The organism is Ferrimonas sp. YFM (assembly GCF_030296015.1).
In the GTDB taxonomy this organism is placed as follows: Bacteria; Pseudomonadota; Gammaproteobacteria; order Enterobacterales; family Shewanellaceae; genus Ferrimonas.
This window is the reverse complement of the sequence record NZ_AP027368.1, coordinates 2223702-2244386: the sequence shown is the minus strand read 5'-3', so window position 1 is coordinate 2244386 and position 20685 is coordinate 2223702. Positions and strand designations below refer to the sequence as shown.

Here is a 20685-nt window from a genome sequence, read left to right as displayed (position 1 = left end):
GCGCTTTTAGGGTGTAATCCCCTCCTCTCGAAGATTTTTGCTGTACCTCGATGACGCTGCTGCAACGCTCCCAAACAGGGCGGCTCCTGGCCACCCAGTCCTTGAGCCTTATCCTGACGCCCCAAGGGGTTGAGGTTAAAGAGGGAGGCCGCAGTTCCCTGTTGCCCTGGTCCGACCTGGGCGCACCTCCGTACATCGAACCAGGCTGGTGGTTTACCCGCCTGACTCTGCCTTCACAGCCTCCACACACTCTCAATTGGCTTCCGAAAAAGAGCGCCACGCCCTGGACCGAGCAGGCGAAAGCCCAATGGACCGGCTGGCAGCAAGGCCGTCTCACCTCCTTGGCCCTGGTTGCCACCCAAGAGTTGCGACAGCGATACCTGTCCCACAGCCGCTGGCAGCGGCTGGTCACCCTGTCCAGGCGTGGAATTCGCGAAGGCTTGGGCAACCTGGCGCCGATGGAGTTGCCGCCGGAGCAGCGCAAGGGGCTCAAGCTGATCCGGAGTTTGTCTGAGGATTCGCCTCAGACCCTGGCCAGGCTGCGGCAACATCAATTGCAGCAGGAGCTCAAGCGCTACCGGGGGTTGTTTGACCGACTGGCGGCGGCGCCCCTGACCAATGCCCAGAGGCTGGCCTGCGTCACCCATGACGATGTGAATCTGGTGCTCGGCGCCGCGGGCACAGGCAAAAGCACCGTGCTCGCAGGGCGAATCGCCTATCTGGTGGCCAGTGGTCAGGCCAAGGCGGAAGAGATTCTGGTGCTGGCCCATGACAGCGCTGATGTCCGTCGCCTGAAAAGACTGCTGCTGACCCACCTGGGCAAAGGCGCACAGCGGATCACCGTAACCCATTTCCAGGCCCTGGCGCTGAGGCTCATCCATCAAAATACGCAAACTGTCCCCAGACTCACGGCTCTCACCCCGGAGGGAGGACAACTCAGGCGCTGGCTCAAACAGCAGGTGACGGCGCTGCTGTTACGTCCTGAGGGGCGGGAGCTTATCTTTACCCTGCTGATGAAGGATGCGGCCCTAAGTGGCGGCAAAGCACAGGTGCAAAGGTACCGCCAACTGGTACTGGCCGGGCTGGAGCCGGAAAAACGGCTGTTGTACTGGCAGCAACGCGGCGCCTTCAGCCGTCTCCTGGACCTGCTGTGTGAACTGTTGCCCGCCTACCGGCGTCACCGCATCAGGTTGTGGAGCCTGCAACATCCTGCCCTGGTACCCTGGCAGCCTCTGCTGACCACCCTGATGGAGGCGTACAATCGGGCTCTGCGCATCGAGGGCGAGAGTGATCGCGACCAGTTGCTGGTGGACGCGGTACGACTGCTGAAGCGTCCGGACAGCCGCCTCCCCTGGAAGCACCTGATGCTGGATGACCTGCAGCAGATCTCCCTGCCCCACAGCCAGCTTCTGCAGGCAATGGCCTCCAAGTCCGAGTCCCTGTTTGCCCTGGGTGACGACTGGCAGGGCAGCGGGCGACGTCAGGGCGCCGAGCTGAACCAGTTGCTGGAGTTTGGCGGCCATTTCGGTCCCCACAGCAGGACGCTTCTGGACATGAGTTTTACCCTCAACAGCAACCTCAATCTGCTGGGGACCGCATTTATCAGCCGCAACCCCGCCCAGTTGACCAAGCGGGTCACCAGCCTGACCATGCAGCCCTATCCCAGCATCTCCCTTGTGGATGACAGACTACCCCTGACTGCCGTGGTACAGAGTGTGGCCAGGCGGGCAAAACCCGGCTGGTCCCTGGCCCTGATTGGCTCAGAACAACATCAGCTGCCCGGCGAACAGGAGCTGGCCGCTTTACAGGAGCTGGTGCCGGATACCCCCCTGCAGCTGTCGACCTTCGCCGACTGCAAGCACCTGACATGCCACTGCGTGGTAATACTGGGCCTGGCCGAGGGCCAGTTCCCCCGTCACCATGCCACCCATCCGGCGCTGGAGGCCATGTTGCCCGCTCAGGAGCGCTTTCCCTTTGCCGAGGAGAGGCGCCTGCTGTACCGGGCCATGACCCGGGCCAGTGAACAGGTCTACCTTAGCGTAAACCGAGCCAACCCCGGCTCTTTTGCCAAGGAGATTCAGCATCTTCTGAATGCGGTGGCCAACAAACAGCCCCATGGACACTCATAAAACCCCCTGCTAATTTAGGGTCAATGGCGTTTGATGAGGCGCAGTGACCATGGCAGCAGAGTCCCTACCCAAGCTACACCTGCATCAGGCCGGTGAACGACTGGTGGAGTGCACCCCAGCCTCCCCGGTAAACGGCAGTCAATTGGCGGCGTTCGCCGACGCGGTCCGACCTTGGCCAGGGGTCATCGACGCCCTCTACGCCGGCAACACCGTCAGCCTGTGGCTGACCCTGGACGCCAACCTTAAGCAGTTGCAGGCACAACTGCACTCCCAATGGCAGGCATCCACCGAAGGCCAGCCCGCCCCCAGATTGCATACCCTGCCCGTTCACTATGACGGCGCCGACCTGCAGCAAGTGGCCTCCAGCTGTGGTCTCAGTCCTGAACAGGTGATTGCCCTGCACAGCGGCGCCCGATACACCGTCGCCTGGCTGGGATTCCTTCCGGGCTTTGCCTATCTCGAAGGTCTGCCGGAAGCGCTGCGACTGCCCAGGAGAGACACGCCCAGAGTCCGGGTGCCCGCAGGCAGCCTGGCCATAGCCGGCAGTCAGAGCGCACTCTATCCCAGCGAGTCCCCCGGCGGTTGGCACCTGATCGGCCGCTGCGATCTCGCTCTGTTTGATCCCTACTCAAAGTCACCCAGCCTGCTTCAGCCCGGTGATCTGGTGAGCTTTCAGCCCGTGGGGGAGTCATGAGCATAGTGATAGACGCCCTGGCGGGTCCCATCTCCCTGCAAGACTGCGGCCGCTTTGGCCATCGGCACCTTGGCGTGAGCTGGCAGGGTGCCATGGATCAGCTGGCCTTTGAGTCCGCCAACTGGCTCTGTGGTAATCCGACACCCCGCGCCGCATTGGAACTGGGCCCAGGCAGTCTGACCCTGAGCTTTGAAGACGAGGGGTATTTCGCCTATTGCGGCCAGGCTCACCGAGGCCACCTGATACGTCAGGGGGAGGAGTATCGGTTGTTCCCTGGGTGGCGTTACCCCTTCGAGGCCGGCGATCACCTCAACCTGACCCCGTCGGGAGAGGGGGTTTATGGCTACCTGGCGGTGCGCGGCGGCATCGCCCTGCCCCAGCTGATGGACAGTTGCAGCACGGATCCTGACCTGGAGCGCAGCAAACTGCCAGCCAGGCCCCTGTTAAAGGGGGACCGTCTGCCCCTGGGTGATCAGCAGTCGCCGCTTCCTGAGATTGAAGGGATAGCTAGGCGCCCCCACAACACCCGACTGCGTTACCTTCCGGCCCACGAAGAGTGGGCACCGGCCATGAGGCTCTTGGTGTCGCGCTCAGTCAGTCGTATGGGCATTCGACTTCATGGCGATCACCCCTATCAGCTGCCTCTGGAATCGGTGACCAAGCCTGTCTTTCCCGGCGCCATACAGCTGCCGCCCGACGGCCACCCCATAGTGCTGGGCCGGGGCTGTCAAACCACAGGGGGCTATCCGGTGCTGGGCTACCTGTTACAGCCAGACCTCGATCACCTGGTCCAGTCCCCACCCGGCTGCGAGCTCACCCTGGAGCCCTGTACCCTGACGCAGGCTAACCAGGTTCAGCGGCAATATCAGGGTTACCGTTATCAGTTGCAACGAGGCCTCTATGGAACTGGATCTTAACGTCGACATAGGGGAAGGCTTCCCCTTTGACCGGCAACTGCTGAACTGGGTCAGCTCAGCCAGCATCGCCTGCGGCGGTCATGCGGGCAGCAGCGCCCTAATGGAGGAGACGGTTGATGCCTGCCTAGGACGAGGCGTACGCATTGGGGCCCACCCTGGCTATCCGGATCCCGACAACTTTGGGCGCCAACCGCTGGCCATGGATCCGGCCCTGTTGCTGGAGAGCCTTTGCGAGCAACTGGCGCAACTCGATGGCATCTGTCGCAGCCGGGATGCCCGGCTGGCGTACGTCAAACCCCATGGCGCCCTCTACAATCAGGCGGTCAACGACCGTCCCCTGGCCCAACTCATCTGCCGGGCGATCAAATGCGTGGTGCCCCATGCAGCCCTGATGGGACTGGCGGGTTCACCCATGCTCACTGTGGCTGCCGAGGCTGAGCTGGCAGTGATCCGCGAAGGGTTTCTAGACCGACTCTATCGTCATGCTGGCGCCCTGGTCCCCAGAAGCGAGCCAGGCGCCCTGCTCTGCGGCGACGAGGCGGTCAGGGCCCAGTTAACAGCCTTGGCCCGGGACCGGGTGATCCTTGGACAGGATGGCATCAGCCACCCCATTCAGGTGGACAGCCTCTGCCTGCACGGGGACAGCCCCAATGCCCTGGAGCGAGCCCAGTTAGTGCACAATCACCTGACTAAACTGGGTTTTTCTCTGCCTCAATATTGATTTCGCCCATCTGTCGCCTTTATAGTCACATCATCGACTCTCGCCCGGCAGATTGGAATGGACAGAAGCAACATCAAGTGGGATCAACAGCTGAGATTTCGACACATCGAGATCGTCGCCCTATGGGAAGGAAGACTGACTACCCGCCATCTGTGCCAGACCTTCGGCATTGGCCGACAGCAAGCCAGCCGGGACATCAATCATTACCTGAGCCTGGCCCCCACCGCACTGAAATACGACACCAGGCTAAAAGGGTACAAACCCAGCCCCTACTTTAAGCCCAGATTCAGCCAGGGAGACTTCTCCGAGTATCTGCAGCTGCTGATGCAGCAGAAACAGCTCGAGGAGAGCGGATTTGAACTGCTGACGATACGCAGCGCCGATACCGAACTGGTGGTTCCGCCCCAGCGCCAGGTTGACCCGGCGGTGGTACGCCAATTGCTGATTGCAGCCCGCAATGCCACCAGGGTAAAGCTGATGTATGCCTCCATCGCCACCGGCGCCATCAGCGAACGGGTATTCGTCCCTCACACCCTGGTGCATGACGGCTATCGCTGGCACTTGAGAGGCTATTGTGAACAGCATGAACGCTATCTGGATCTGGTGCTGAGCCGCATCAGGGGGCTGCCCAAACTGCTCTACCCCAGCGATCATAGTCAACAACAGGACAGTCAGTGGAATCAATGGGTCAAGGTGACACTGGTGCCCAACCCCCAGTTCAGCGATGCCCAGAGAGAGGTGATCGCCATCGACTACGGTATGGATGGTGACCAGCTCACCCTGACATGCCGTCAGGCCCTGATGGATTACCACCTGCGCCGGCTGCAGATCGCCACGCCGATTCAGGCTTTCGACCCAGCGAGTCAGCTGTTGGTGGTCAGTGACACCGTCCGCTGTTCGCAACCTCAAGTGCCGCAGTAAGGTCGGCCACAAAGATGAGCCTGCCGGGAATGGGATCGACGCCAGCCCGACTCAGGGTTTTCAGCGGCTGAAACTGCAGATCACTGATCACCACCTTGGTGCCCAGCTGCTCACAGACTTCCAGCCAGCGCTCTAAGGCAGACAGGCCGCCAGCATCGAGCACGGGCACACTGCTCATATAGAGAATCACCCCCTGGGCACCGGCGGTTTCCACCGCAATCTCGGCAAAGATTCGGTCCGCGGCGGCAAAAAACAGCGGGCCGTTGACCTTGAGTACCCGCCAGCCCTGGGGCACTGCTTCAGGCAATATCCTGGCGTGGTTTCCCAAATCCTTCAGCCTGGTCATCTTCGCCAGCTCCCCCATAAACAGCAAGCTGGCCATCACCATGCCTGCAGCGATGGCCACCACCATGTCAAAGGCGACGGTCATCACCAGGCAGAGCAGCAGAACCAACTGATCGCCCAGGGGCGCGCGCCTGAGCAGTCGTACCGCCTTGGGCGCTTCGCTCATGTTCCAGGCAACGGTCAGCAGCAGGGCTGCCATGGCGGTCATGGGGATCCAGGCCAGCAGATCCGCCAACAGCACCACAGACGCCAGCACCACCAATGAGTGCACTACCGCCGAAATGGGACTGACCGCGCCACTTTTGACGTTGGCAGCCGAACGGGCAATGGCGGCAGTGGCAGGAATGCCGCCGAACAAGGGGGCAACCAGATTGCCCAACCCCTGCCCCAGCAGCTCGCTGTTGGCGCTGTGGCGGGTGCCACTCATGCCATCCACCACCATGGCACACAGCAGTGACTCAATGGCGCCCAGCATGGCGATGGCAAAGGCCGACGGCAACAGATCCCCCAGCATAGCCCAGCTCAATCCCAGAGGCGTGCCGTCCGGGCCAGGTTGTTGCCAGGGCCAGACGAAACTCGGCAGATAGGGGGGCACCCCATGACCGACCCCTCCCTCTGCCAATGGGTAGTGGAAGCGGCTGCCCAGGGTATCGACCGCCACCCCCTGCTGCTGCAGCCACCAGGCCGCTACCGCCGCCAAAGCCAGTACCGGAAGATGGGGTGGAAAACGCAGGCCCAGTCTCGGCCAGAGCAGCAGCAGCCCCAGGGTAGCCAACCCCAGCAGAGCCGTCGGCCACTGAAGCTGGCCCAGGGCACCGGTCAGCCACAGGGCTTCAGACAGGGCCCCATGCAGGTCACCTGGGGCACTCAGGCCCAGCAGATCTTTAAACTGCATCACCGCGATCACCAGGGCGATGCCGGAGGTGAACCCCAGGGTCACCGCCGGGGGCACATATTGCACCAGACGGCCGAGTCTGAGCACCGCCATGCTCACCAACACCACGCCGGACAGCAACGTGGCCATCAGCAGCCCTCCCAGGCCGTATTGCTGGGCAATGGGCAGCAGCAGCACCACAAACGCCGCCGTTGGCCCGGAGACACTGAAGCGGCTGCCGCCGGTCAGGGCGATCAGTACCCCGGCGATCATCGCCGTATACAGGCCGTGTTGGGGGGCGACGCCACTGGCGATGGCCAGTGCCATGGAAAGGGGCAACGCAATGATGCCGACGGTGAGGCCCGCGGCGATGTCCTTCATCAGTTGGGGACGACCATAGCCGGCATTCAGACAGGAAGCACGGAGGGCGTGACCCAATCTCAAGGAGAAGAGGTGTGGACGATATTTCACTCAGGGAGTTCCAATTGGCAGGAATCGACGGATTCCGGAAAGGCCCATAAGTGTAAAGGCTGAGACCGCCCCCGTTCTGAGAGGGCGATCTCATTTTCTGGAGTTATGGGGCGGGGGTCACCCGCGTCATGGCGCTACCGTCTCACCGCTTCTGAGCTTGAGCTCCGACAGAGGACGAGGCATGGCAATCCCATAGCCCTGGCCATAATTGACGCCTATCTCTGCCAGCAGGCCAATGGTGTGGGGGTTCTCTACGCACTCGGCAACCGTGGCCATGCCCATGGCGGCACTGATGTTCTGAATCGCTTCCACAAACGCCCGGTCCTGGGGATCCCGGTCGATATCCCGCACGAAGTTGCCATCGATCTTCAAAAAGTTCACCGGCAGCGCCTTGAGGTAACCGAAGGAGGACATGCCCGAACCAAAGTCGTCCAGGGCGAAGTTTACCCCTTTCGATCGCAAGCGTTCGATAAACTCCCTGGCCTTATGCAGGTTGGCGATGGCGGCGGTCTCGGTGATCTCGAAGCAGATGTGGCTGGACTGAATCGGTGAGTGGGCCAGGCGGTGACACAGGTACTCCACGAAGGCGCTGTCGCCCACGGACTGACCGGAGAGGTTGATGGAGCAGATACCAAGGTCCTGTTGCACCTCGGGCCGCTTCTCGAGGAACTGCAGGGTGTGCTCGACCACGTACCTGTCCAGGGCCGTCACCATATGGAAACGCTCAGCCGCCGGCATAAAGGCCCCGGGAGGAATACTCTCCCCTTTTGGGCCCACCATCCGCAACAGCACTTCGAAGTTAGTCTTACCATTGGACTCGCTGCCGATGGCGACCATAGGCTGATGGTAAAGCTGGAAGCGGCCCTGCTCCAGGGCAGTATTGAGCTGAGCCGCCCAGGAGAGCTCCCCCTCCCTGGCGGTGGTCTGGGCATCGTCACTGGTGAACAGGTGAATGCGGTTACGCCCCAGATCCTTGGCGATGTAACAGGCCAGGTCAGCCTTGGCCAGGGTGGCGTTATAATCCCCCAGATCCGGGTGCAGCTCGGCCAGGCCAATGCTGCACCCCAGCTCGAAGATCTTCTCCTCAAGTACGAAGCGAAACTCCTTGACCGTAATCCGGATACGCTCGGCCCTGGCCTGGGCCTGGGCCGAATCACAGTGGGCCAGCAGCACCCCAAACTCATCGCCCCCCAGCCTCGCCAGGGTATCCCCGGGGTGAATCACGGTTTGCAGCAGCGCCGCCAACTCAGTCAGCAGTTTGTCGCCGGCCAGGTGACCACAGGTATCGTTCACCAGCTTGAACTGATCCAGATCCAGGTAGATCAGGAAGTGCTGGCCATTGCCCGTTGCCGCCAGGCACTGCTTCTCAAACTCGGTGCGGTTGATGAGCCCGGTCAGGGCGTCATGACACACCCGGTACTCCAGCTCTTCCGTCAGCCTGTTGAGTTCGGTGACATCGTGAATCACCACCACCGCCCCTTCTACCTCATCCTTAACCCGGATGCAGCTGGCACTGAGGTTAAGGTAGAGCCTCTCACCCCGGCGACGAATGGAGCCATAGATTTGGCCACCGGGTTCACCCAGTAACACCTTGGTGATCAGGCGTTGCAGCGAATGCTCCCGTTGCGACTGCTCAAGGGGCAGCAGCTGGGTCAGAGGCTTCTGTTCGACGGTGCCGACGCTCTCCTCCAGCAATCGCCTGGCAGGTTCATTGAGACTCTGTATTCGCCCCTTGCGATCCAGGGTGATGACACCGTCGGCAATGGAGCTCAGGGTGATCTGGGAATACTCTTTCTCCCGGAACAGGGCATCGCGGGCGTTTTTTGCCTCATCAAACCGCTTGGACAAATTGAGATTGGTTCGCTGCAGCACCCGAATGCCAAAGAAGAGCACCCCGCCGAGGATGAAGCTGGCGAGCAGCATCAACAGGCTTTCCCGGCTCAGGGAGTTCCCCCTGGGCTGAAGGTAGAGCCGGGTACCGTGGCCGGGCACCACCAGTTCACGCCCTACCCCTTGGCCATTGACCGGGTTGTCCTGACCGTAGGAGATGGCGATGAGGTAACGACTGGTCAGGGCTTCGGGAGCTACGGCGTCAATCAGCCGATCCACATCGTACACGGCGGCGATCAGCCCATGGAATTCATTGCCCTTGTAGACCGGGTACCAGGTCTCGAAGGAGTATTTCCCCTGAATATTCTTAAACAGCCTGGTATGGGCTGGGCTACGACTGTCCCTGGCCTGGAGAGCGGCCTCCAGAGGCGCATCCAGGCTAATGGTCAGCCCCAGGATCTGGGCATTGTCTTTTCGTGGGGTGACCTCCTGAATCACCAGATCGCGGCTGACCCAGTTGAGGTTCAGCAGTTCAGGGTGATCCTCAACGAAACGGCCGCCGCGGAGCGCGAACTGCAGCAGGTCAAGCTGCCCCCGTCGATACTCCTGGCTGAGCAGAAACAGGTAGTTCTGATTGTCCTGTATCCGTTCGTAAATGAGTTGGCGTACGTGATCCGCCGCCCTGACCGCCTGCAGACGGTTGTTGCGATTTTCAACCTGGTGGTAGCCAATCACGGCCGCCACACTGACCGCAATCAAGGCGCCGGAGAGGGTGGCGGGCGCATGCCAGCTGTGTCTGTGACGCCACAACATGGCCAGCAAGCTGAACAGCAGACCAAAGCCGGCAAACATCGACAGGAGAATGGTGAGACCGTCGGTGACCTCGCCAGCCTGCTCCTTTTTCAGTGCCAGTTGCCACTGGGCGTTGGGCAGTTGCAGCACCTTGATCACCGCCTCAGGCGAACTGAACAGCAGGCTGTCCCCAAGACTGACCGCGGCCGGGTCCTTCTGCAGGCTGCGCAGGCCGTAATGCATCGCCCCCTCTTCGTCGGACAGCCCCACCTGCTCCGCAATCAGGTTCCAGTCCAGCACCACAATGGCCAGACCCCAAAGCTGGGTCTGCCCCTGATCCAGGAAGATGGGTAAACGGATAACCAGCCCCACGCCCCCCTGTCTCAGCAGGTAGGGCCCCGCCAGGGTGGACTGATTGGCATTGAGAGCACGTTGAATTGGGCCCCGCCGCTGCGGATCTTCCAGCAGATCGTGCCCTAGCGTCGCTTCATTGCCGTAGAGGGGATACACATGGGAGATCACTGAGGCGCGGGCCAGCTGCACCGCGATCACATCCTGGTGATTGGCCATCAGGTCCGCCGCGGTTCGCTCAAACTGCTGTTGGGAAATCTCTGGATTGGATTTGACCAGTTGGCCAACGGCGTCCAGCAGATAGCGCTTGCCGTTGATGCGCTGTTGCAACTGCTCGGCCACCGCTTCCATCTTCTGCGCCTGCAGAGATTCCGCCTCTTCGGCGCCGGCCCAGAGAGAGACACTCAGCATGGACAGACCAACCAAAGCACTGAGGACTGTGGAGATCACATGGGAGAAGCGCGACCCAAAAAAGTGGGAGTTCGGCAACTGAGCATCCTTCATTCTTATTATTCTGCTCATACACTACTAAAGGCGCCTCTCAGCGACAATTTAAAACCGATCTAAATAAAAACTGAAAAGGGAATGTAATTATTTCTTTAGCTTTGCAGACTCGACGCGCCGCTGCCATTTGTTGGCCAAAACCTCGTCTGCCATGATCTGCCGGACCAGGTGGTCAATGAGTTGGTCTTTCCTCTGTCGCTTAAGGTGATTGACCAGCCAACTGGGGGCACGCCTCTCCTGCTCCCACGCCAGGGCGACGGCGACGCAATGCTTGCAGAACTCGCTGTGATCCGACGCCGGGCAGGAGCACTCTCCCTCGAGGGTGGTGTCATTGATGGTCAGGGTCACCGAGTACGGCTCTCTTCCCTCAACCAGGGCCACCACCTGATCACCGCTTAGGGTCAGGCTGCCCACCCGGCCCTCATTGAAATAGTTCAGGCCTCGGGTGGCACTGCGCTCCCCGGCCAATAGGGTCAGCTTGTCAAAGTCCATAAAACTCTCCCTTTTTCTGAAGCTTAATCCATAGCCGTCCAGAAAAGAATCATCATCTTCGGAGAAAATTGAATCCAGGTCAGGCTAAGGGTGACCCTTTTCACAACTTGGGGCCCCCACACTCAGTGGCGAAGCCCGTGGAAGGTAGTATGGTAAAAAGAGTTGACCAGGCGGAGAGCCCCATGGGTAATGCCAGACAATCCCAGATTCAAGCCCTTATCGATCAGTTGCAGGTTGGCCTGCAGGAGCGGGAAGAGACCCTTGCCGTGGCCCTGCTGGGCGCACTGACCGGACAAAACAGCTTCCTTTACGGCCCCCCTGGCACCGCCAAGAGCCTGATGGCCAGGCGAATCGCCCAGGCCTTCGAGGGTGAGGACTATTTTGAATGTCTGATGAATCGGTTCAGCACCCCGGACGAGGTGTTCGGCCCGGTGTCCCTTAAAGAGCTGAAAGAGGACAGATATCTGCGCCAGGTGGATGGCTACCTCCCCACTGCGCGCTTTGCCTTCCTCGACGAGATTTGGAAATCCAGCCCCGCCATTCTGAATACCCTGCTGACCCTGATCAACGAGCGCCTGTTCCGAAATGGCGAACACTCTCTGCCTGTGCCGCTGATGGCGCTGATGGCGGCGTCCAATGAGATCCCTCAGGATGATCAGGGCCTGGACGCCCTTTACGACCGCTTCCTTATCCGCCTGAATGTGGGCCCCACCCGCCGCTGGGATAACTTTGAGCACCTGTTGCAGCAGCCTCCCCTGAGCGCCCCCCTGGAGGTAAAAGGGCGCATCTCCCTGTCCCAGTGGCAAAGCTGGCAAAAGGAGCTCGCCCTGGTCACCTTGAGTCCCGGCACTTTGGCGGTCATCCGTCACCTAAGGCGACAAATAGAAGAGCGCTCAGACTCTCTGCACCTCTATGTGTCCGACCGCCGTTGGCAACGCGCCGCTCTGCTGCTTAAAGCCTCCGCCTTCTTCAATGACCGCAGCGAAACCAACCACAGCGATGCCTTGCTGCTGCGCCACTGTCTGTGGTCAGAGCCAGACCACAGAGAGCAGGTGTATCAACTGGTGGAGCAAGCGGTATTTGAGGTGGCCTGCGCCGATGGAGAAGGCCTGGCGTCACTCTATCTGGACATCGATCTCTGGCATGAGCAGCTGCAGACCCTGTTGTTCCATCAGGAGCCTGTCTACGACACCGTGGAGTTTTATCCTCAGCAGTACTTCTTTGGCGGCGAAGAGGAGCGGCGTCAGAAGGATCGCAATCGCTTCTTCTACGTTAAGGCAATGGCCACCTATGAGCATGGCCTGTCCCGAAAGGAGCCTGTCTATCTGGACTTCTACGTGCACCAGGAACAGATGAATACCCGCCGCCCCTTCCACCCCATGGATACCCTGGGCAAGGAGATGGAGCTGGTGCAGTGCCAGTTTGACGAGCACGGCACCCTGTCCATCCGTTACAACGACAACGGCAATTTCGACTCCAACGCCTGGGTGGTCAACAGCTTCAAACCGGGCATCCGTCACCACAGAGGGGACCGGCGGGACAAGATCAATCGTGCCGAGGTGGACAGGGTGACCGCCAAGGTCGCTCAGGCGCTGCAGCGCCTGGAGCAGTCCCGCGCCAGCGCCGAGCAGGAGCTGACGCACTATCAGGGCTGCTGCGACTCCCCTTCGTCCCGGCTTCACAAGTGAACAACGCCATGGAGGGGCGGCTGGCCCAGATCGCGGATATGGAACTGCACGCGCTCAAATGCAGCCAGATTCTGGCCCTGGAGCAGGCGTGACCCTGCAAACCGAGCTGACCGAGTCGCTGTATCAAAGCTACGGCGACGTTTTGAGTGCCTCGCCGACACTCAACGCCAGGCTGCAACAAACTCTGGACAAACTGGAGCTGGGAGCTCAGCGGATCCTCGAAGAGGAAAACCCCTATCGGATTCACAGGGCAAACCTCGATGCGGCGACTCACTCCCTCAGTCACCAGGGGGACAACCGCCAGGCGATGCTCGAGGAGTGGCAGCAGTTCCAGGCCCTGTTGCATCAGGAGGGCGTGCCGGACAACCACCGCTTCTGGCAGAACCAGCTGAGCTCCGCCGCCGGCAGACGAGACGGCATCACCCTGGTCCGCAAGCTGATGCAGATGGAGTGGCGCAAGCAACTGGAGCGGCTGGAAGCCAGCTGGCAGATACAGCGACTCTCAGGATTTCGCCAGGATATGCTGGAGCAGTTAAAGACCTGGCTGAAGATGATCAGCGAACTGAGCCGCCACTTCGAGCCTCTTGGGCTGGATCCGGGCCGACTGGTGGATTTTTCCGCCGTGCAACAAGGCCACACCGACATTGAGCAATTGAAACGCTGGGCGGATTACCTGGGGGAGAACCCACAAGTGATGGACCTGTGTCGCCGCATCGGCAAGATGCGTCAGCCCAGCTTCGGCGAGCGGCTGGAGCCCATCAAGGTCAAACGTAAGCTGCCAATACTGATGGACAACGCCCCGGCCCCGGAGTCCATCAGCGGCATCCGCAGCGGCCGCGACATCCCTCTGACCCTGCCCTCCGAGCTCTCTCTGGTGGGAGAAGAGATGGCCGATACCCTGTTTAACCTGCGCTACCTTGAGTCTCAGCTCGCCTGTTTCGACCGTCGGGGGTGGGAGCGGGAGTACGTCACCTGTGAGGTGTGGGAGCATCATGCGGTGCGCTTCGAAGAGAACAACGGCCCCATGATCCTTTGCGTGGACACCAGCCTGTCCATGGAAGGCGCGCCAGAACAGGTGGCCAAGGCGGTCAGCCTCTACCTGGCGCTGACCGCCCAGTCGGCCCAGCGACCCTGCTATCTGATCAACTTTTCCACCGAAGTGGCTACCCTGAACCTCTCCAGTGGCGATGCCCTCCCTGCCCTGCTGGGCTTCCTGGGACAATCTTTCTATGGCGGCACCGACGTGGTGCCCGCCCTGAATTCAGCATTAGACTTGATGGAGAAGCAGGCCTTCAGACTGGCGGATCTGGTGATCCTGTCTGACTTTGTCATGGCCAACCTTCCCAGTGAGCAGGAACTGGCCATGTGCGGCATGAGGGAGCGTGGCAATCGCTTCTATGCTGTGGTGATTGGCGAGATCGTCGGCAACGATCGCTACCAGACTCTGTTCGACTGTCAGTGGCACTACGACGGTGAAACTGGTGCCATCAGTGAAAGGCTCAGAGATCCCGACGCCGACACCAGACTGTCCGCCGAGGCGGCCATTCTGTCTCAGGGGATTCAGGGCTCCGCCTGAACCCTGCTATTTGATTTCGCTTTCTGGTACCATCAGCGGCAAATTTTTCAGGGGCTTGCCCCATACAGGAATAGATGATGACCGATACCCAAAATCTGGCGCCTGAACTTCAGCAGATTGCCGATTTCTACAACCTGGAAACCGAAGCCTACGATGGCCTTCGCTCCATCTACGAAGCGGTTGAGCAACCCCTTCGTCACGACTTCGAGCGTCTGCCCGCCAGCGCCCAGAGCATCCTGGGTAACTTCGAACGCCTGCACGCTTCCGTCACCTACAACCTGCTCGGTGCCACCGCAGAGACTCTGCGCCTGACCCAGGACGCCGACATTTCCGAAGAGCAGCGCGCGTCTCACCTGGAGAGCGTGCTGGCCCGCGGCATCAAGCTGATGTTGAAGAACATCAAGGCAGCCCGCCGCAACCCAGTACTGAAACGTCAGCTCAATGAGCCCTTCGAAGGCTAAGGAGAGAGTATGATCAAGATGAACACCACCCCTGAATCCGTTAAGGCCTTTGTCGCCGCCACCTTTGAAAATCGCGGATTTTGGGGCCTGAGCCTGGGTGATGAGTGGGTTATCTGCGACTCTTCCCAGTTCGAAGAGAGCGACGTACTGCCCCTGTGGTCTACCGAAGAGGGCGCCAAAGCCCACTGTGTGGATGATTGGTCCCAGTACCAGGCGAGCTTTATCCCCCTAGAGGACTTCTTTGAGTTCTGGCTCAACGATCTCAATGAAGACAATGTGCTGGTTGGCTGCGATTGGCCCGTGGACGGCGACGCACCAGAGCTGGACGCCATGGAGCTGGCCAAGCTCTACGAGGCTTGACACCAGAGTCTCGCAAATAGATGAAAAGAGGACCCCCTGGGTCCTCTTTCTTTATGCTTCTTTGGTGGTTAGCTCTGCGGCCATCTGCTCCAGGGCGCTGACCACTTCAACGCTGGCCGACTCCATCTGCGCCAGGGCCGACACATAGGCCTGGTGATCCCCTGCCCTGGCCTTTTCAACCGCGTCGATACCGCTTTGGTGCACCCTCTGGTGAGGCAGGTCCACCCGGTCGAAGGCAGCCAGGTTACGGTACCGGCTTTACTGACCCACATCCGCATACCAGAGGCCAAATCGGCAGTTCTTATGGCTGCAGGGGGTTTGCTCCAGCTGGTCGTTCACCACCTGCTCATAGACGCCATGTTTCCACACGGCGTGATCCAGCTTTACCGTATCCAGGAAGGTGGTGGTAGAGACATTACCGATCACCCGCTTCATATGGGCCGCCTGGTTCATCACCTCATCCACCACGCTGCCAATCTGGGTCGATGAAGCTGACACCTCTTCGATGCACTCCTGGCTTACCGCCGCGCTCTCTTTGAGCTGCCGGCTCTGGCCCAGCACCTCCCGCAACAGCTCCTCAATCTTGCCGCTGGCGTCCGACGCCTTGGCCGCCAGGTTTCTGACCTCATCGGCGACCACGGCAAACCCCCTTCCCGCCTCACCGGCCCGGGCGGCTTCGATGGCGGCATTCAACGCCAGCAAGTTGGTCTGATCGGCGATCTCCTGAATGGTGGACACCAGGGTATTGATGCCCGAGGTGGAGCGCTCTAGTTGGGAGACGGCGTCCACATTGCGTTGTGACTCCAGTAACACTCGCTGACTGCGCTGGTCCAAGCGGCCTATGGCTTCCCGGGTGGCACTGAAAGTGGCATCGATGGCGGACAGCTCCTCCTCCTCCTCTTTGAGCTTGCCGGTATTGTCGGCCAGCGCGGTTCGGATCTGCTGCAGCATCTCTCCACTGCTCAGGTAAGTGGCCATCAGATCGCGGCTCAGATTGCTCTGATGGGAGAGCCTGGCGACCTCCTCTTCCAGCTGCCGGTTGCGCGCTTCCAGATCAACTAACTGCTGCTGATTCTGCCGAATCTCCTGTTGCAGCTTCGCTTCCACCGCCTCTTTGGCCAGTCGGTGCTGCTTGACGGTCATAAACATAAGGCTATCCCCAATAACGTCTCTACTTAAGAATATCCTTAAGTGAGCACATGCCTACATCCATGTAACCAAAATCAGCGTTAGCTCAGGAAGTTGTGAATTATTTGATGCATCCCGCACCCTGTCCACACCCCCAAATTGCAATACTGGCCCTTCACAAAAGGCCGGATTGCGCGAGCCTGAACGCTGCCAGGGTTACGCTTTTGCTTAAAAGCTAAATAAATAAGGGTGTATATCATTGTTATTAAGCGGCAAATATCAAGTTAAACGGTGCAGTAATTCCGCTTAAAAACCAAGTTAACAAAACTGCAACCTATACGGGTTATGCTGCCTGAGGCTCATTCATGGGCCTGAACACAAAAAAAACAAAGAATTGAGTCATCTCACGGAATGGGAGACCTAATAACAGTTCAGGGAGCGAACCGCTTGGACAAGGCCTAAGGCTGAGTCACCAAGGGGAGATGATTCATGGCTGATGCTCAAGCCACCAACGCGCCCTTCTACCGACAGTGGGGCCTGAAAACCAAACTGACCCTGGCCTTTCTGCTCATTGGCCTGGTTCCCGCTCTGATCACCACACTGATCGCCACATTTCAGTCCAGGGCCGACGTGGAGCAGAAGGTATATAACCAGCTGTCCGCCATCAACGAGATGAAACGCAAGGAGCTCACCGCCTACTTCCATGAACGGGAGGTGGACATCAAAATCCTCGCCGAGGCGGTGCCTCACCTTCCCCCGCAGAGTTACGCCCAGTTTTTTGCGGACTACATCAATGACTATGGCTACTACGACCTGTTTCTGGTGGATGAAACCGGTTACGTCTATTTCACGGTGACCCACGAGGCGGATTATCAAACCAACATGTTTACCGGAACCTATGCCAGCTCCGGACTGGGCAAGCTGTTGCGTCAAGTGGCCTCCACCGGCCAGTTTGGCATCACCGACTTCGCTCCCTACGCCCCAAGCAACGACGCCCCGGCCGCCTTTATTGCCGAGCCCATGAGCAACGGACACTTGCTGGCCCTGCAGCTTTCATCGGATAAGATTCGCGACACCATGGCGATCCGCAGCGGCATGGGCGACACAGGGGAGAATTTCCTGGTGGGGCCGGATTACCGCATGCGCTCCGATTCCCTTCTGGACCCGGAAAATCGCTCCCTGGTGGCCAGTTTCGCCGGAACCGTCGAGGACAACGGTGTCGATAACCCTTCAGTCAGGGCCGCCCTGCGGGGGGAGAGTGGCATCGCGCTGGTGGATGGATACAACGGCCATGAGGTGCTCAGCGCCTATGGTGCGCTGGACATCGGCAACATCCGTTGGGCGGTGATCAGCGAGATGAACGCCGACGAAGCCTTTGCCAGCCTTGAGCGCACCGGCTGGATCATCCTTGTCACCCTAGCGCTGGTGTCCAGTGTGGTTGCCCTGTTCGGACTGATGTTCAGCCGGGCCTTGGCCAACCCCATCATTGCCGCCGCCAAAACCGCCGAGACCGTATCCCAGGGCGACCTCACCGGTGAGGTCGAGGTAACCCGCTTCGATGAGGTGGGCCAGCTTCAACGCGCCCTTGGGGAGATGACTCAGCGACTCAAGCTGGTGATTGGGGAACTGACTCAGGTTGCCGGACAACAGGCGTCGACCGCCGAGGAGTTGGCTGCCGTCACCGAACAGACCAGTGCGTCTGCGGCGGAGCAACAGAGTCAATCCGCCCAGGCGGTTACCGCCACCACCCAGATGACCGCGACCATCAGCGAAGTGGCGGCCACCACTGCCCAGGCCTCCTCCGTCTGTGACGAAGTGATGAAAAAGTCCCAGGAGGGCACCAGTCACATCCAGCACACTTACCAGTCCCTGGTTTCTCTGGGGGACACCACCCGCTCCACCGCCGAGGAGATGGTGCAGCTGAGACAGAACAGCGACAAGATCGTCAACGTCCTCGGGGTGATCAAACAGATATCTGAGCAGATTAACCTGCTGGCCCTGAATGCGGCCATCGAAGCGGCCCGGGCCGGTGAACACGGCCGCGGCTTCGCCGTGGTGGCCGATGAAGTGCGTAAGCTCGCTCAATCCACCCAGGAGTCGACCACAGAGATCGAAGGGATCATCGAGTCCATTGTCTCCAGCACCAACTCCGCCGCCGAGATGATGCATGCCAATGTCGGCCAGGCTACAGAGGTGCAGGAGATCGCTCAGATGGCCACAGAGATCAATGAGCAGGTGTCCGCCGAGGTGAAGGGGATCAACGACATGGTCACCCAGATCGCCACCGCAGCCGAAGAGCAGGCCTCCACCATCGAGGAGATTGCCCGCAACATTGAGGTGATCGATACCGGGATCCGCGAAACCGAGGAGGCCACCCGCACCATTGCGGACTCCAGCGGTGAACTGTCTCAGCTCTCCGGTCAGCTAGAGCAGCAGACGCGACAGTTTTCCCTCTGATTTCTTCGGGCGGCCGCTTGCCTCGCCCAACCAGTATCTGCGGCCGCCCGGTTTTTATTTGTGGCCGGGTGATCCCCATCACCCGGTTACCTTAGCTTACCCCGCCCTTACCCTGAGCCCGGCCTAGGCTGCAATGTGCTTACGCCGTTTCCCTCACGCCTTTTGGATAATTGCTCTCCCCCGCCAATGCCCCTGTAAGGAGAGAGTCTTTGACCAACCCAGCCACTACCAAACCCATCCGCTTTCGTCCCTGGCACCTGCCCCTGCTGGTCGCCCTCTACATCGGCCTGTTTCTCAACTACCCCTTCTACCGCAAGCTGGCTGAGATCTTCGCCGGGCTGGGTCGGGTAGACCCCGGCTTTGTGCTGTCCATCCCACTGTTTGTCTGCTCCGTTCTGACGCTGCTGTTTACCTTGCTGTGCTGGGGCCCGCAGAAAAAGCCCCTTCTCTGCACCCTGGTGGTCCTCTCCTCCCTGGCCAGCTACGGATCACTGACCTACGGCGTCGTCTTCGATTACGGCATGATAGAGAACATCGCGGAAACCCACAGCGGCGAGGCTCTGGCCTACCTGACCCCGCAGGCGCTGCTGTGGTTTCTGGTTACGGCACTGCTGCCTTCGGTGTTGATCTGGCGAGCACCTCAGAGTGCGCCCGGTCGTATCAGGTCGACATTGGCTTCGCTGGCAGTCGTATTGGCCTGTCTGGCCTCGGTAGTCAGCATTGCCCTTGTCTACTACCAGGACTATGCCTCCGTAGGCCGCAACAACAACTATCTCAAGAGCATGATCATCCCTACTCACGCTCTCTACAGCGGCGCCAAGTACCTGTCTCACACTTACCTCGCCCCACCCCAGCCTTTCAAGGTGATCGGCCAGGATGCCCACCGGACAACCCCAGCTGACGAGGAGAAACCCGATCTGCTGGTGCTGGTGGTGGGCGAAACCGCCCGGGCTCAGAACCTGGCCCACTATGGTTATCAGCGAGACACCAACCCCTTTACCCGAGCGCGAGGGGTGATCCCCTTCCAAGATGTCAGTTCCTGCGGAACCGCTACCTCGGTATCGGTTCCCTGCATGTTCTCCCCTTTTACCCGGGACAACTACGACGCCACTCAGGCGCGCAACCAATCCAACCTGATGGATCTGCTCGACTATGCTGGCCTGGAGACCCTGTGGTTGGAAAACGATGGCGGCAGCAAGGGCGTGGCCGACCGCATCCCAATGCTGATGATGGACCCATCCGAACATCCTAAGTGGTGTGACGGCAGTGTCTGCGTCGACCAGGTAATGCTCTCTCCGCTAAAACGGCAACTTCGCCACTCCAAAAAGGATGGCGTCATCGTACTGCACCTGATTGGCAGCCACGGTCCCACCTATTTCAAACGCTACCCCAAAGAGATGGGGCCTTTCACTCCGGCCTGTGAACAGGCGAGCATCGAAAACTGCTCCGAAGAGGAGCTGGTCAATGTATACGACAATACCCTCTACTACACCGATTATGTGCTGAGTCAGGTGATCGATGCCCTCTCCGAGTTCGGTAGCAGCCACAACACCGCCCTGCTCTACCTGTCTGACCATGGTGAGTCTTTGGGCGAAAATGGGCTTTATCTGCACGGCTTTCCCTATTCATTGGCTCCAAAAGAGCAGACCCAGGTGCCCATGCTGTTCTGGAGCAACCAGAGCTTTGCGGCCAGCAAGGGGTTAGACAATCAGTGTCTGAAACGCCTGGCCCGACATGGCAGCTTTTCTCACGACAACCTGTTTCACTCGGTGTTGGGGCTGATGTCCGTCGGCACCAGCCTGTATGACCGGAGCCTAGACATTTTTGCCAGCTGTATGGCTCCCCACCTCCAGGGCGCCCGACGAGGTTAGTTCAAGCTGACCACGGCTTGGCACAGCGGGGGAGACAATCGCCCCAAAGGGAGGCTGCTCCTTCTGCTTTCGCTGTAAGCCAAGGCTGATTCTGTGGCGGCCT

16 protein-coding genes are annotated in these 20685 nt (G+C 59.9%); 11 read left to right on the top strand and 5 right to left on the bottom strand.

From position 1 onward, the window contains the following. Positions 1-50: 50 nt before the first annotated feature. The 5 genes from QUE41_RS10440 to QUE41_RS10420 are packed head-to-tail and all read left to right on the top strand — an operon-like array spanning position 51 to position 5382. Positions 51-2129, top strand: coding sequence for a UvrD-helicase domain-containing protein (locus tag QUE41_RS10440; protein WP_286342816.1), 2079 nt, complete (start codon positions 51-53; stop codon positions 2127-2129). A gap of 49 nt (positions 2130-2178) precedes the next feature. Beyond that, positions 2179-2823 carry a 5-oxoprolinase subunit PxpB gene (pxpB, locus tag QUE41_RS10435; RefSeq protein ID WP_286342815.1) on the top strand — a complete coding sequence of 215 codons (645 nt, stop codon included), beginning with the start codon at positions 2179-2181 and terminating at the stop codon, positions 2821-2823. Next, positions 2820-3740, top strand: coding sequence for a 5-oxoprolinase subunit C family protein (locus QUE41_RS10430; protein ID WP_286342814.1), 921 nt, complete (start codon positions 2820-2822; stop codon positions 3738-3740). The genes pxpB and QUE41_RS10430 overlap by 4 nt, the downstream gene beginning before the upstream one ends. Next, complete coding sequence (locus QUE41_RS10425) at positions 3724-4461, top strand: 5-oxoprolinase subunit PxpA (protein WP_286342813.1); 738 nt, start codon at positions 3724-3726, stop codon at positions 4459-4461. Before QUE41_RS10430 ends, QUE41_RS10425 begins: the two co-directional genes overlap by 17 nt. 57 nt (positions 4462-4518) lie before the next feature. Next, on the top strand, positions 4519-5382 hold the full coding sequence (locus QUE41_RS10420) for a BrxR family helix-turn-helix transcriptional regulator (protein WP_286342812.1): 864 nt from the start codon (positions 4519-4521) through the stop codon (positions 5380-5382). On the opposite strand, the gene dauA is transcribed toward QUE41_RS10420, so the two are convergent. From dauA to QUE41_RS10405, 3 genes are all read right to left on the bottom strand, one after another. Further along, positions 5339-7072, bottom strand: coding sequence for a C4-dicarboxylic acid transporter DauA (gene dauA, locus QUE41_RS10415; protein ID WP_286342811.1), 1734 nt, complete (start codon positions 7070-7072; stop codon positions 5339-5341). The genes QUE41_RS10420 and dauA overlap by 44 nt on opposite strands. A 126-nt stretch (positions 7073-7198) precedes the next feature. Beyond that, a complete protein-coding gene (locus tag QUE41_RS10410; protein ID WP_286342810.1) occupies positions 7199-10567 on the bottom strand; it encodes an EAL domain-containing protein in 3369 nt (1122 codons plus the stop codon). A 69-nt stretch (positions 10568-10636) separates the two neighbouring features. Beyond that, positions 10637-11041, bottom strand: a complete 405-nt coding sequence (locus QUE41_RS10405; RefSeq protein ID WP_286342809.1) for an SWIM zinc finger family protein — start codon at positions 11039-11041, stop codon at positions 10637-10639. A 149-nt stretch (positions 11042-11190) separates the two neighbouring features. On the opposite strand from QUE41_RS10405, the gene QUE41_RS10400 reads away from it, so the two are divergent. The 4 genes from QUE41_RS10400 (at position 11191) to QUE41_RS10385 (ending at position 15126) form a co-directional block, all read left to right on the top strand. Then, complete coding sequence (locus tag QUE41_RS10400) at positions 11191-12729, top strand: AAA family ATPase (protein ID WP_286342808.1); 1539 nt, start codon at positions 11191-11193, stop codon at positions 12727-12729. An 88-nt stretch (positions 12730-12817) separates the two neighbouring features. Further along, entirely contained in the window at positions 12818-14305 is a 1488-nt protein-coding gene (locus QUE41_RS10395) for a VWA domain-containing protein (protein WP_286342807.1), read from the top strand. A 77-nt stretch (positions 14306-14382) separates the two neighbouring features. Continuing rightward, positions 14383-14766, top strand: coding sequence for a DUF3069 domain-containing protein (locus tag QUE41_RS10390; RefSeq protein WP_286342806.1), 384 nt, complete (start codon positions 14383-14385; stop codon positions 14764-14766). 9 nt (positions 14767-14775) lie between these two features. Continuing rightward, on the top strand, positions 14776-15126 hold the full coding sequence (locus QUE41_RS10385; RefSeq protein WP_286342805.1) for a DUF2750 domain-containing protein: 351 nt from the start codon (positions 14776-14778) through the stop codon (positions 15124-15126). A gap of 51 nt (positions 15127-15177) precedes the next feature. On the opposite strand, the gene QUE41_RS10380 is transcribed toward QUE41_RS10385, so the two are convergent. Together QUE41_RS10380 and QUE41_RS10375 are read right to left on the bottom strand one after the other, a co-directional pair. Next, entirely contained in the window at positions 15178-15351 is a 174-nt protein-coding gene (locus tag QUE41_RS10380) for a hypothetical protein (RefSeq protein WP_286342804.1), read from the bottom strand. A 33-nt stretch (positions 15352-15384) separates the two neighbouring features. Beyond that, positions 15385-16275 (bottom strand): methyl-accepting chemotaxis protein, encoded by an 891-nt coding sequence (locus QUE41_RS10375; protein WP_286342803.1) that lies wholly within the window; start codon positions 16273-16275, stop codon positions 15385-15387. Between the two features lie 468 nt (positions 16276-16743). On the opposite strand from QUE41_RS10375, the gene QUE41_RS10370 reads away from it, so the two are divergent. Both QUE41_RS10370 and QUE41_RS10365 read left to right on the top strand, forming a co-directional pair. After that, positions 16744-18711: a methyl-accepting chemotaxis protein gene (locus QUE41_RS10370; protein WP_286342802.1), complete on the top strand. Its 1968-nt coding sequence runs from the start codon at positions 16744-16746 to the stop codon at positions 18709-18711. A 209-nt stretch (positions 18712-18920) separates the two neighbouring features. Further along, the gene (locus QUE41_RS10365; protein ID WP_286342801.1) at positions 18921-20582 is read left to right on the top strand and encodes a phosphoethanolamine transferase; all 1662 of its coding nucleotides are present in this window, start codon (positions 18921-18923) and stop codon (positions 20580-20582) included. The last annotated feature ends 103 nt before the right edge of the window (positions 20583-20685 follow it).

Excerpts from the sequence above, each read along its gene's own strand:
- QUE41_RS10420 (WP_286342812.1), top strand. The coding sequence starts at position 4,519 with ATGGACAGAAGCAACATCAAGTGGGATCAACAGCTGAGATTTCGACAC.
- QUE41_RS10430 (WP_286342814.1), top strand. The coding sequence starts at position 2,820 with ATGAGCATAGTGATAGACGCCCTGGCGGGTCCCATCTCCCTGCAAGAC.
- QUE41_RS10385 (WP_286342805.1), top strand. The coding sequence starts at position 14,776 with ATGATCAAGATGAACACCACCCCTGAATCCGTTAAGGCCTTTGTCGCC.
- QUE41_RS10405 (WP_286342809.1), bottom strand. The coding sequence starts at position 11,041 with ATGGACTTTGACAAGCTGACCCTATTGGCCGGGGAGCGCAGTGCCACC.
- QUE41_RS10390 (WP_286342806.1), top strand. The coding sequence starts at position 14,383 with ATGACCGATACCCAAAATCTGGCGCCTGAACTTCAGCAGATTGCCGAT.
- QUE41_RS10440 (WP_286342816.1), top strand. The coding sequence starts at position 51 with ATGACGCTGCTGCAACGCTCCCAAACAGGGCGGCTCCTGGCCACCCAG.
- QUE41_RS10425 (WP_286342813.1), top strand. The coding sequence starts at position 3,724 with ATGGAACTGGATCTTAACGTCGACATAGGGGAAGGCTTCCCCTTTGAC.
- QUE41_RS10400 (WP_286342808.1), top strand. The coding sequence starts at position 11,191 with ATGGTAAAAAGAGTTGACCAGGCGGAGAGCCCCATGGGTAATGCCAGA.
- QUE41_RS10370 (WP_286342802.1), top strand. The coding sequence starts at position 16,744 with ATGGCTGATGCTCAAGCCACCAACGCGCCCTTCTACCGACAGTGGGGC.
- pxpB (WP_286342815.1), top strand. The coding sequence starts at position 2,179 with ATGGCAGCAGAGTCCCTACCCAAGCTACACCTGCATCAGGCCGGTGAA.
- QUE41_RS10375 (WP_286342803.1), bottom strand. The coding sequence starts at position 16,275 with ATGTTTATGACCGTCAAGCAGCACCGACTGGCCAAAGAGGCGGTGGAA.
- QUE41_RS10410 (WP_286342810.1), bottom strand. The coding sequence starts at position 10,567 with ATGAGCAGAATAATAAGAATGAAGGATGCTCAGTTGCCGAACTCCCAC.